The organism is Campylobacter ureolyticus, from assembly GCF_027277485.1.
In the GTDB taxonomy this organism is placed as follows: Bacteria; Campylobacterota; Campylobacteria; order Campylobacterales; family Campylobacteraceae; genus Campylobacter_B; species Campylobacter_B ureolyticus_B.
Genome location: NZ_JAPXGQ010000023.1, coordinates 1 through 9,950, shown reverse-complemented (window position 1 = coordinate 9,950; position 9,950 = coordinate 1). Strand labels below are relative to the sequence as shown.

The 9,950-nt window shown below is 30.6% G+C and carries 17 protein-coding genes; 2 read left to right on the top strand and 15 right to left on the bottom strand.

Annotation, left to right across the window (positions count from 1 at the left end):
- Positions 1-110: 110 nt before the first annotated feature.
- The 8 genes from O6B72_RS09015 to O6B72_RS08980 form a co-directional block, all read right to left on the bottom strand.
- Positions 111-371 (bottom strand): hypothetical protein, encoded by a 261-nt coding sequence (locus tag O6B72_RS09015; protein ID WP_269492939.1) that lies wholly within the window; start codon positions 369-371, stop codon positions 111-113.
- Positions 364-693: a hypothetical protein gene (locus tag O6B72_RS09010; protein WP_269492937.1), complete on the bottom strand. Its 330-nt coding sequence runs from the start codon at positions 691-693 to the stop codon at positions 364-366. Before O6B72_RS09010 ends, O6B72_RS09015 begins: the two co-directional genes overlap by 8 nt.
- Positions 690-1,112 carry a DUF5675 family protein gene (locus O6B72_RS09005; protein ID WP_016647286.1) on the bottom strand — a complete coding sequence of 141 codons (423 nt, stop codon included), beginning with the start codon at positions 1,110-1,112 and terminating at the stop codon, positions 690-692. The genes O6B72_RS09010 and O6B72_RS09005 overlap by 4 nt, the downstream gene beginning before the upstream one ends.
- 14 nt (positions 1,113-1,126) lie before the next feature.
- Positions 1,127-1,489 carry a hypothetical protein gene (locus tag O6B72_RS09000; protein WP_269491120.1) on the bottom strand — a complete coding sequence of 121 codons (363 nt, stop codon included), beginning with the start codon at positions 1,487-1,489 and terminating at the stop codon, positions 1,127-1,129.
- A gap of 113 nt (positions 1,490-1,602) precedes the next feature.
- Positions 1,603-1,884, bottom strand: coding sequence for a hypothetical protein (locus O6B72_RS08995; RefSeq protein WP_269490671.1), 282 nt, complete (start codon positions 1,882-1,884; stop codon positions 1,603-1,605).
- Between the two features lie 20 nt (positions 1,885-1,904).
- Positions 1,905-2,180: a hypothetical protein gene (locus O6B72_RS08990; RefSeq protein ID WP_269492935.1), complete on the bottom strand. Its 276-nt coding sequence runs from the start codon at positions 2,178-2,180 to the stop codon at positions 1,905-1,907.
- Positions 2,181-2,184: 4 nt separating this feature from the next.
- Positions 2,185-3,084: a P2 family phage major capsid protein gene (locus O6B72_RS08985; protein WP_269490669.1), complete on the bottom strand. Its 900-nt coding sequence runs from the start codon at positions 3,082-3,084 to the stop codon at positions 2,185-2,187.
- Entirely contained in the window at positions 3,084-3,830 is a 747-nt protein-coding gene (locus O6B72_RS08980) for an XkdF-like putative serine protease domain-containing protein (RefSeq protein WP_269490668.1), read from the bottom strand. Before O6B72_RS08980 ends, O6B72_RS08985 begins: the two co-directional genes overlap by 1 nt.
- 147 nt (positions 3,831-3,977) lie before the next feature.
- On the opposite strand from O6B72_RS08980, the gene O6B72_RS08975 reads away from it, so the two are divergent.
- Both O6B72_RS08975 and O6B72_RS08970 read left to right on the top strand, forming a co-directional pair.
- Positions 3,978-5,033, top strand: coding sequence for a phage portal protein (locus O6B72_RS08975; protein ID WP_269490667.1), 1,056 nt, complete (start codon positions 3,978-3,980; stop codon positions 5,031-5,033).
- Positions 5,034-5,042: 9 nt separating this feature from the next.
- Complete coding sequence (locus O6B72_RS08970; RefSeq protein ID WP_269490666.1) at positions 5,043-6,599, top strand: terminase large subunit domain-containing protein; 1,557 nt, start codon at positions 5,043-5,045, stop codon at positions 6,597-6,599.
- Here O6B72_RS08970 and O6B72_RS08965 read toward each other — a convergent pair.
- From O6B72_RS08965 to O6B72_RS08935, 7 genes are all read right to left on the bottom strand, one after another.
- Positions 6,596-6,889: a hypothetical protein gene (locus tag O6B72_RS08965; RefSeq protein WP_269490665.1), complete on the bottom strand. Its 294-nt coding sequence runs from the start codon at positions 6,887-6,889 to the stop codon at positions 6,596-6,598. The genes O6B72_RS08970 and O6B72_RS08965 overlap by 4 nt on opposite strands.
- Positions 6,865-8,100, bottom strand: coding sequence for a structural protein (locus O6B72_RS08960; protein WP_269490664.1), 1,236 nt, complete (start codon positions 8,098-8,100; stop codon positions 6,865-6,867). The genes O6B72_RS08965 and O6B72_RS08960 overlap by 25 nt, the downstream gene beginning before the upstream one ends.
- Complete coding sequence (locus O6B72_RS08955) at positions 8,078-8,245, bottom strand: NrdR family transcriptional regulator (protein WP_269490663.1); 168 nt, start codon at positions 8,243-8,245, stop codon at positions 8,078-8,080. Before O6B72_RS08955 ends, O6B72_RS08960 begins: the two co-directional genes overlap by 23 nt.
- On the bottom strand, positions 8,232-8,687 hold the full coding sequence (locus tag O6B72_RS08950) for a hypothetical protein (RefSeq protein WP_269490662.1): 456 nt from the start codon (positions 8,685-8,687) through the stop codon (positions 8,232-8,234). Before O6B72_RS08950 ends, O6B72_RS08955 begins: the two co-directional genes overlap by 14 nt.
- Positions 8,684-9,064 (bottom strand): hypothetical protein, encoded by a 381-nt coding sequence (locus O6B72_RS08945; RefSeq protein WP_269492933.1) that lies wholly within the window; start codon positions 9,062-9,064, stop codon positions 8,684-8,686. Before O6B72_RS08945 ends, O6B72_RS08950 begins: the two co-directional genes overlap by 4 nt.
- A complete protein-coding gene (locus O6B72_RS08940) occupies positions 9,048-9,704 on the bottom strand; it encodes a hypothetical protein (RefSeq protein ID WP_269492931.1) in 657 nt (218 codons plus the stop codon). The genes O6B72_RS08945 and O6B72_RS08940 overlap by 17 nt, the downstream gene beginning before the upstream one ends.
- A 132-nt stretch (positions 9,705-9,836) precedes the next feature.
- On the bottom strand, positions 9,837-9,935 hold the full coding sequence (locus O6B72_RS08935; protein WP_269492899.1) for a hypothetical protein: 99 nt from the start codon (positions 9,933-9,935) through the stop codon (positions 9,837-9,839).
- Positions 9,936-9,950: the final 15 nt, after the last annotated feature.

Here is a 9,950-nt window from a genome sequence, read left to right as displayed (position 1 = left end):
TCAAAAGCAAAAAGATAATCACAAAAAACACAGTCACGCTTAAAGTTCCCCATTTATCAGCCCCAGCTATGAAATTTCCACTTTTGTCTATAACATCGCTTTCAATCATTTTAATCTCCTTTTAGCGAGCTAGCTTCACTAATGCCTAAACACTGTTTAAGTGTGCTTTCACATCTTAGATAATAAATCATTTTATTTTTATGGCTTTCAAAAGAACCATCATTTACTGGTTTAACTGGCATTTTAGCCTGGCATTTAACAGGGATTAAAACTTCTTTATAGATTGGATCAGACTTAACACTGCAACCACTCAACAACATAGCCACGCAAAATGTTAAAAATATAAAAAATAAAAATGTATTATCACTCATCAAATAGCCTTTTATATGCTTTTAACTCACTTTGGCAACTTTTATCTTTTAGATAAATTTTTTTAATTTTTTCAACGCTTTTTGGCTCTTTAACTTCGCCTCTTAAACTAAGCTCTTTAATAGCATTGTTTTGAGTCTCTAAGCTTTTGTCACACTTTAAAAGCTCAAATTTAGCATTTGCTAGGTCAAATTTAAGCGTTTTTATCTCACTATTTTTAGCTGAAATTTGAAGTGCTAAATAGATAAAATAAATTATGCTTAAAACTATGCCTACAAAATTTAAAGCATTTTTATATTTAAGTATGAGGTTTAATACTTTCATATCGCACCTGCGTTATCAATCTCAACTATAAAATCATCAAATTTAACTACTTCTAAAAACTCTTTAAACTTTTTAATTGAGTTAAAAATTCCATTTTTTCCTAGATCCGAGCCTATTATTATGCACCCACTTGTATCAGAGCCGTATCTTCCTTGATGGATTAAAATTCGCCTATCCTTGCTTACAGCTTCATTAAAAAGTAGTGGCAATTTTCTTTTAAATTTAGGGCTATAACTCCAAACAGCGTTATATCTTCCTTGTGGAATCCTTTTATCTTGATTTGATACAGTTGTATCAGGTCCCTCTGGTTCAAGTGTATATCCAGTAAGGAGTTCATCCCCTAGCTCATCAAAGATACTAAAAACACCAATTGTTGCGTCTTTTATCTCTTCAATTCTTTTTATAATCATCTTTTTCATAAGTTTTCCTTTTTTTAAACAACATCTCTAAAAATTTTAAAGCTAATTTTTATTTCATAGATATATAGTGCACCATCAAAGCCAAGTGATTCCACGCTAAAATTACCATTATCTAAAAGATGACTATCATATTTAATAAAGCTCTCTCTTATTTTTTCAATTAATGGCAGTATTGCTTTATTATCATCATTTAAACTTTTTGCTTGAACTAAAATTTTAAAACTAACTAAATCTATTTGATAGTTGATTTGCTCTAAAGAATCAAAAATAAGATAAATACCACTTTGATTACTTTTTTTTGAAACTTCTATCATATATGGAACTATTTTTTTTACCACTTTAAAAGCATCAAATAAGTTTTTTATCTCATCTTTCATATCTTTACCTTTATTTATCAAATATAACCCGCTTCAATCTTCTTCAAAACAGCTTCAATCTTCTTCAAAACTTTTAACTAATGTCTTTACCTATCAAAAGACTAAAAACCTTTTTAAACGCTTTCTAGCTTATAAGTAGAAAAGCCACTATTACTCTCATCTTGATTTTTAACTAAATGCTTACTAGCTTCTTTTAAAAGCAAAGCATCTTGTTCGCTTAAAGGTATTTTTAAAATTGTTTTTAGCCTAATTAAAGCAAAGTCCATAACAGCCCATCTTGGCGTTTTATCTAAGTCTATAAATGAAATTTGAGACGCGGTTTCATCTAATGCATCTTTTGTTACTTCAGCTTCGTTAAATAAAGCAGACTTTGCAACCTTCTCAAAATCATTCATAAACTTATCCATAGCAGTCCTTAATACGGCTTTTTTAACTCAATTTTAGGCTTATTGCACTCATCACAAACGCTATTTGCTCTTGATATGAGTGCTAGCATCTCTTTATCAGTACTAATTAGTTCTTTAACTAAAAGATCAAGCCTTTTACTATCAAGTAAAACTATAAAATGCTCAACATTTATAGTTTGCTTTAATAGCCTTATTAGTTCATTTGATACACTAGCTCTTTTGGTTTTTAACTCCATTACTTTTTCATAAGCTTCTGTATAAATTCCTAAACTTTCATAATTCATATTTTTAACCTACTTTTTTCTCCATTAACACAACCCATTTTTTAACCGCTATTTCATAATCCACAGCAATATCAAAAACATATTTTAATGCTCTTTCTTCTGGGTCATACCATCTATTTCGTCTAATATCTAAAACAGTTCCTAAAATTAGATTTTTAAGCGGGGTTGCTAAAAATGTGCCTTTTTTAATAAGGCTTGTTTCATATAGTTTTATACCGCCTATTTTAGATGCTCCTGCTTCTATTAAATGAGCTGGACTATTAAGAGAACTTAACTCTACGTTGTAAGAGAGTAAATCGGCTGGATTTATAAAAATCACAGCTTCGCCTTTAATGTCTTCTGGAATTGCTTTAACTAATGATAAAAGTATGTCTTTAATCTTATCATTAGCTGCGTAAGTTAACTTTGCTGCTTCGCTGCTATCTTTTGCTATTTGAACCCAACCTTTATGCAATGTCTCAAAGCTATTAGCATAAGTATCACTTGATCCAGTAAATCCAAGTAAAGCCAAGTCATTACCAAAAGCTTTAGAAAATGCATTAAAAGTTTCACTTTCAAATTTTGGGTTATGTTTGTTTTCTTCTAATGCGTCTTGTAAAATCCTAGCAAAGAGTTGAACGTTTTTAGCCTCTAACTTTGTTCCAATTACTCCAAGCTTTTGTCTTTGAGCCTCAGTTGGTCTTTCTCCACTTGGAACTCTAACTAAAATACCTTTTGCCACATCCCATGCATCAAGCTCTTTTGTAAGTCTTCCCATCTTTACTAAGTTTATATCTTGCAAAATCTTAGAGTTATCTTTGATAACATCTATAAAATTATGTGCTTGTTCTGGCGTTAATGTTCCACTTAAAGTGGTATCAGTTGCCCCCATTGAGGCTTTTAAAATTTCACTTAATCCTGGCATTATAAAACTCCTTTTGAAAATGTAGTGTCTTCTTTTTTAACGTCTTTAACTTGCTTTGAACTGTCTTTTAACTCTTTAATACTGTTTTTAAGAGTTTCTAACTCAGTTTTTAACTTTTGTATCTGTGAAGTTAAATCCGCAGTTTTATCGGCTTTTTGTATCTCTTCATTAATTGCTGCTTCGTCGCCGCTTAAATTCTCATTTTTTACATCTTTATCCATCTTTTTTTCCTTTGTAAAATTTTCTTTTAAAAAACTAGTAAGACCTTCTTTTATAAGCTCTGGCATAGATTTGTTTTTCACAATACCAGCTCCATACATTGAAAGTCCTGTTATATCACCACTTTTTACCATCTCTTTTAAGCTTTCATCTTCAATTTTAATACCAACTGCCCAAGCTCCAACTTCATCAAAAAATTCATCTTTGCTTTTAACAATCCAGCTTTCACAAATATATGCATTTGTTGGAGACATATCGTGATTTACATCAACTCTATACCCACAGCCTTCCCTCATAAAGTTATAAGCTGCTTTTTTGATCTCATCTTTATTAGCAAAGTCTCCTTGGCTATCTACTTCATCAGGTGCATAAACTATCCCATAAACGATGCCTTCTTCACTACTTTTGGTAAAATTTACCCTTAAAAGTTCGCTAAAATTCTCATTTTTGTAAATAATGGTTTTATTATTTGCACCCTTATTAACTAGTGAGATGAGCTTTACTTTTAAGTCCTTTATCTCAGCCATTTCGCTTCCTTTTTGAAATTTTTGACAATTTTAGTTAAATTAAAATATTTTTTCTATCTAAATACTCACATATAGGCTATTTAGATAGAAAATTTAATAAATTTTTTATAAGATTTAGAAAAATTAAATTTTGATGGATTTAAAGATATGCAAAAAGATACGCAATATATATTTTATAAAGCAAACTCAAAGCAAGAGTTTTTAGAAAATGATACCTATACAGATAATATAATCGAGCCTTTTATTAGTTTTGATAAGCTTTTAGAGTTAAGTTATGCAAATGTTTATCACAAAAGAGCATTAAATTTAAAAGCCACAGTTTTATCAACTATCTATGAGACAAACCTGCATGAGTTTTTACCAAAAAACATAAATGAAACTGAGTTTTTAAAAGGTTTTATTTATAATTTAGAGCTTTTTGGTAACGCAGCTATTGAAAAAGCTGGAAATATGCTTTATTTACTACCTACACAAGAGTTTAGACTAGATAAAAATTTTAAAATTTATCAAAAATCATCTCATAAAGTTATCCCACTTGATGGATTTTATCTAAAATACCATAGTTCAAAATCAAGGTATTATGGTGAGCCTGATTATTTAGGGGCGATTAACTCCATTTTACTAAATGCTAAAGCAGACCTATATAATAACTCATTTTTTGACAATGGTGCTAAGCCTGATATGGCGATAATCTTTGAAAACTCAGAACCATCAAAGGAACAAATTAACGCCTTTAAGGAATTTTTTAGTTCAAACTATAAAGGGGTAAGTAACGCTCATAAAGCACTTTTAGTATTTGGAAATAACGGCATTAGTGATAGCAATGCTAAAATTCGTTTTGAAAGACTTGGTGGGGTAGATGATCTAAGCTTTGAAAAATTAAAAGCTGTAGTTAGAGATGAGATCGTTGCAGCACACGGTGTGCCACCACGCTTAGTTGGAGTAGTTCAAAGTGCTGGGCTTGGTGGAAGTGGTGAGCTTATGGGACAACTTCATCAGTTTAATGAGCTAGTTATAAAGCCTAAAATTGAAACAATAGAGTATTTTTTTAATGAAATTATGGGTGTAAAGCTAAGCTTAAAGCCTATTGATGTAACTGACTTTAAAGATGATAGCACAATAATAGCCTCCCTAGTTCAAAACGGCATAGTAAGCATAGATGAAGCAAGAGATCTGCTTGGTTGGCAAAAAAATATAAATTAAGGCTAATTTATGGCATATTCTAAAAAAACAAAAGATTTAATACTAAACTTACTTAAAAGTGGTCTTACTCAAACAGAGTTAGCCGCTGAATATAAAATCAATATCTCAACCATAAACCGTTGGGCAAAAGCTTTAAAAAATGAAGATGAAATTTTAACAATTGATAATATCAAAGCCCAAATTAAAGAGCTTAGCCACGGTAAAAGCTCTGATTCTAAAGCCAAGCAAATCGCAATGCTTAGTGCCTCACTTGTTAGGCTCGAAAACGAAAAACGAAAAATTGCCAAAGTTAAACCAAAGCCAATAGTTGCTATGAACGGGGATTATGAAAGCTTAAAACAAAGGGCTTTAAAAGATGGTGAGCTTTATGAGTATCAAAAAACTTTTTTAAATGATAGCTCTCAGTTTAGAATAGTTTTAAAAAGCCGTCAAATTGGCTTTTCATATGTAAGTAGTTTAGATGCCTTGCTAGGAGGTGTGGCTGGAAGAAATCAGCTGTTTTTAAGCGCTAGTGAAGAGCAAGCCTTAATTTTAATGCGCTATTTAAGAAGCTGGGCGGACAGACTAGGCATTGTTTTAAAAAAAGATAGCGAACATGAAATCACACTTGAAAACGACGCAACTATTAAGGCTATGCCACATAACTTTAGAACTGTGCAAGGCTTTACTGGAGATATCTGGATGGATGAGTTTGCTTGGTATCCAAATCAAAAAAGAATTTGGCACGCATTTGTTCCAAGTATTGGAGCTATAAAAGGACGCCTAACAATTCTTTCAACACCATTTGAAGAGCACTCATTTTTCCATGAGTTATTTACTAATGAAACTAAATACTACGCATTTTCACGCCATAGAGTTGATATTTATAAGGCAATGGAAGATGGACTAGATTTTGATTTAGAGACTATGAAGTCTTTATTTGACGCTGATACTTGGGCAAGTGCGTATGAGTGCGTGTTTATCGATGATGAGAGTGCTTTAATGAGTGTTGAGCTTATTAAAAGTTGTGTTGATTATAAATTCTCATATTTTACCCCAAAAAGTAAAGAAATTTTATACTTTGGATATGATATTGGTAGAGTTAAGGATAGATCAGCTCTTGCAGGGATAATTGCAAACGGCGATAAATTTGAGTTAGCTATTTTAAATACTTATCCTAAAACTAAATTTAATGACCAATATAGCGAGATAAAAAATCATCTCTTAACTTATGAAAACTCAGTTTTAAACATAGATAAAACTGGAATTGGGCTAAATTTAGCTGAAAATTTATATGATGGCTTTGGAAGTAGGGTAAAAGGGGTTTGGTTTAGTGCCCCTTCAAAAGAGCAAATGGCACTAAATTTAAAAAAACTTTTTGAAGATAAAAAAATACGCATTCCAAATGATCCTGTTTTAATAGCTGATATTCACTCAATTAAAAGAACTGCTGGGACTAAAAACTTTAAATATGATAGTCCTAGGAATGAAAACGGTCACGCTGATAGGTTTTGGGCTTTAGCTTTGGCAACTCTTCATATACAAAGTGTAAAGGTGCTAAGAAGTGGTAAGGCTATAATTATTTAAAAGTTTTTTTGAATATACTCTAAAGCATCAATAAATGAGCCTTTAAATTTATAATCTTTATGTCTAAACTCACAAATTTCATTCATTAAAGGGTCGTTTTTAGCTATTTTTATAGTCTCATCAGTGATAAAAATATCAAAAATATGAACTATTTTTTTATTTTCTATATGTATAATTGGAGATATTAAATGGTTATAATTTCCTATCTTGCTACCATTATAACCATTTAAATTTATATGCCACTCTCCTAAAAAACTATCAAATTTTATATTAAATTTTCTAAGTTCCATTTTATAACCTCTTTGCTTTCTTTTAATATGCTATTTTTAAAATACTCATAACTTTTTTTCTTTTTCTCGTTTGGACGATAAGCAGTTATTAGCCTATCTCCTTCAAAAACCATAAATATACCATTAGAGCTAAATGTATTTGTTCTATTTTGGATACTTCCATTTTTTCCTATTTCTATTATGGAATTCATAGCTTTTATAATATCATTTTTTGAAATATCACTATGTCCATTTGTGATATGCTCCCATCTTTTGGTGCTTACAACTCTTTCAACTCCACTTTTATCAATATGCCTTATAGTTTCTCCATCTTTTGGCTCCTCTGAGCAGGTCATCTTAACGCCACCTTTTTCATACTCATTAACATAAGCTGGAACTAACATAGTCCTACAATGAAAATGATATGGCGGAAGTCCAAAGTTACTAGGAAGCTTGTCACTTCTTCCGTGATATGCCTTGCTTTGCCAAATAGCAGCTGCTTTCTTATCACTCATATTTTTGGAATTTAGTATCTTTTTAGCTTGAGCATCAAGGTGCTTTACTGGTATTAATCTTCCATGCATAGACCTACAAATTTCACTAGTTTTATCATCCATTCTAGCTTGGACTTTAAAGTATTTAAGCCCCTCATTTCTATCTAAGATAGTAGTTAAATTTCTGTTTTGGTTAATGATATTATCAGCAACTCCTTCAAAGTAGCTAACGCTTCCTTTTAAGGTGTCATTTAACTCATCTTTTAATCTTTTAGCTAAATCTTTCCTAGCAAGTTTTCCACTCATAACATCTTTAACTGCATCTTTTACTCTGTTTTGTAGGGCGTTATTATACTCAGTTCTTAGCCAATAAAAGCTATCATCGATTAACTTCATAGCTTGTTTGTCTAACACATCAAAGCCCATTTTAACTCCACTATCAAGAGCTTTATTTTCATTTTTAAAACCAATAGTTAGATTTTCTTTATCTATTTTATACTCTTTTATTCCAAGATTTTGGATTTTTAAGCTTAATAAATTTAAAAAACTATCCTCATCTAAACCGAAGTTTTCATAAGCAAATACGATTAAATCATTAAAGCTAGTTTTTATATCATTAACCGCAGATCTTGCAAAATGAGTTATTATATCATCTATAAACTCATCTAATGAAATAATAGCCTTTTTTTGTTTAATTAGGCTTTTTAAAATACCGTTATTTTCTTTTAAAATTCTCATTTTTTACATCTTTTTCAAATTTTATTTTTTCAGTTGTGTGAAATATATATCCACATTTTTCACACTTTCTAACTCTAACAACATCAAAGCTTTTTATGGTTGCTACAACCTTTGTTTTTTCATTTAAACACTTAGGACATATCATTTTTATTTTCTTTCCAAGTTTTAATCTTACTCATCACGCTTATTAGCTTTGTAAGGTTTTGTTTTGATAAAGAGTTTATCATCTCATCATTCCAAAGCATGACATTAATTTGCTTTAATACAAACTGTCTAAACTCCCAAGTCTTCCAGCCAAGCTCATCTTTTAAACTAAGGCATTTTATAATTTGGCTCTTTGTAGATAGCTTTTTATCCACAACTCTTCTGCCTCTATAATCAACTGAATTTATGGCAACTTCTTTTCCATTCATCATATCAAGCAATATTAAAAGCTCCTTTATACTTAGCTTTGCTGAGCTTTCCACACCAAAGTTGTTTTTCAAAAACTCCTGCCAAGCTCCCACTCTAAAAGCCTCTTTATAAAAGATATGAAGATGTATTTTAGAAAGTAAATTGTTTCTTAAAGCTCTTTGTTTCTCAGTCATTTTAAATCCTTTAAATACTCTTTAAAAGCTTTTATCAACAACTCTCTTTTGTTAGAGTGTGATGCATTGTTTCCATAAAAAGTAAAATTTCTAAAAACATTGTATAAATTTACCTGTTTTACACCTATTTTTTTAGCAAAGTATCCTGCCATTTCATATTCGTTTTTAAAATCATCAATTATCTTATAGTAAAGATCCCTTGCTAAATTTATCTCATTTTCTACTTTAAAAAATGCCTCATAATCCACAAAAAGTCTGCCATTAACTATCTTAAAACGCTCATAATTTTTATTTTTTTTATCGTAGTTTTTTAAAACATATAAAGCTCTTATGCTCACATCATAGGCACTTGCAAACTCATCAGCTTTTATTAGCATTTCCTATCCTTTTTTCTTTTGCTAGTTTTTCACACATTTTAAAAGCCATTGTGTCTTTGCTAACCTCGACTAAATCATCTTTTTTATCTTCTATAGTGTTTTTAATTTCAACTTGTTTATACTCTACAGCACCGATTTTTTCTTGGTGAGCAAACAAATACTCCCAAACTCTTTTTTCATCACTGCTATCAAGCCTAGCAAAAACACCGTTTTTATTTACAACAAATTTATTTCTTAAATTTCCATTTTCATCTACACAAATGACAACACCCTCTATATAAGGGCTTCCTTTATGACCGCTAAAAAGATCTTCTTCTCTAAAGGCTTCTTTACAAAATTTCTCAACTTCTTTGATGCTTTTTAAAGCCTTAACTCCTTTTTTTATGGAGTTTAAAATCAAAGCTTTTTTATAAGCATTAATTGCCTTAGTCATAGCAACTTCCATGTTTATATATTGTGTTCTAAAGCTATCCATATAAATGCTAAAATCAATGAGTTTATTAGTATCAACTAGTTCTAAAATTTTATGATATTTTATAACCTTAGCTCTAGGTAAATATGATTTATTATCCCCAAATAGCTCTTTTATAAGCTTTCGTCTTTCAAAGCTGATCTCATCATAAATCTCATCTATACTCATCTTTTAACCTTTTTAAAACTTTATAAAGCAAACTACCCACGAAAAACCATCGTGAGGGCTGTTTGGTTTTGAGTGGGTAAGTTTGCAACTAAAACCTTAATCAAGCCCTAAAACTAGGGCTTTGTTAAAGCTTTACACTCCTGCAATATCTAAAACTATCATCTTTAAAGCTCCATCTATCCTTTCATCTTCTCTTTCTTTAAATCTGATATAACTTTTTGTTCCTACTATCTCAACAGCTTCATC

Excerpts from the sequence above, each read along its gene's own strand:
- O6B72_RS09015 (WP_269492939.1), bottom strand. The coding sequence starts at position 371 with ATGAGTGATAATACATTTTTATTTTTTATATTTTTAACATTTTGCGTG.
- O6B72_RS09010 (WP_269492937.1), bottom strand. The coding sequence starts at position 693 with ATGAAAGTATTAAACCTCATACTTAAATATAAAAATGCTTTAAATTTT.
- O6B72_RS09005 (WP_016647286.1), bottom strand. The coding sequence starts at position 1,112 with ATGAAAAAGATGATTATAAAAAGAATTGAAGAGATAAAAGACGCAACA.
- O6B72_RS09000 (WP_269491120.1), bottom strand. The coding sequence starts at position 1,489 with ATGAAAGATGAGATAAAAAACTTATTTGATGCTTTTAAAGTGGTAAAA.
- O6B72_RS08995 (WP_269490671.1), bottom strand. The coding sequence starts at position 1,884 with ATGAATGATTTTGAGAAGGTTGCAAAGTCTGCTTTATTTAACGAAGCT.
- O6B72_RS08990 (WP_269492935.1), bottom strand. The coding sequence starts at position 2,180 with ATGAATTATGAAAGTTTAGGAATTTATACAGAAGCTTATGAAAAAGTA.
- O6B72_RS08985 (WP_269490669.1), bottom strand. The coding sequence starts at position 3,084 with ATGCCAGGATTAAGTGAAATTTTAAAAGCCTCAATGGGGGCAACTGAT.
- O6B72_RS08980 (WP_269490668.1), bottom strand. The coding sequence starts at position 3,830 with ATGGCTGAGATAAAGGACTTAAAAGTAAAGCTCATCTCACTAGTTAAT.
- O6B72_RS08975 (WP_269490667.1), top strand. The coding sequence starts at position 3,978 with ATGCAAAAAGATACGCAATATATATTTTATAAAGCAAACTCAAAGCAA.
- O6B72_RS08970 (WP_269490666.1), top strand. The coding sequence starts at position 5,043 with ATGGCATATTCTAAAAAAACAAAAGATTTAATACTAAACTTACTTAAA.
- O6B72_RS08965 (WP_269490665.1), bottom strand. The coding sequence starts at position 6,889 with ATGGAACTTAGAAAATTTAATATAAAATTTGATAGTTTTTTAGGAGAG.
- O6B72_RS08960 (WP_269490664.1), bottom strand. The coding sequence starts at position 8,100 with ATGAGAATTTTAAAAGAAAATAACGGTATTTTAAAAAGCCTAATTAAA.
- O6B72_RS08955 (WP_269490663.1), bottom strand. The coding sequence starts at position 8,245 with ATGATATGTCCTAAGTGTTTAAATGAAAAAACAAAGGTTGTAGCAACC.
- O6B72_RS08950 (WP_269490662.1), bottom strand. The coding sequence starts at position 8,687 with ATGACTGAGAAACAAAGAGCTTTAAGAAACAATTTACTTTCTAAAATA.
- O6B72_RS08945 (WP_269492933.1), bottom strand. The coding sequence starts at position 9,064 with ATGCTAATAAAAGCTGATGAGTTTGCAAGTGCCTATGATGTGAGCATA.
- O6B72_RS08940 (WP_269492931.1), bottom strand. The coding sequence starts at position 9,704 with ATGAGTATAGATGAGATTTATGATGAGATCAGCTTTGAAAGACGAAAG.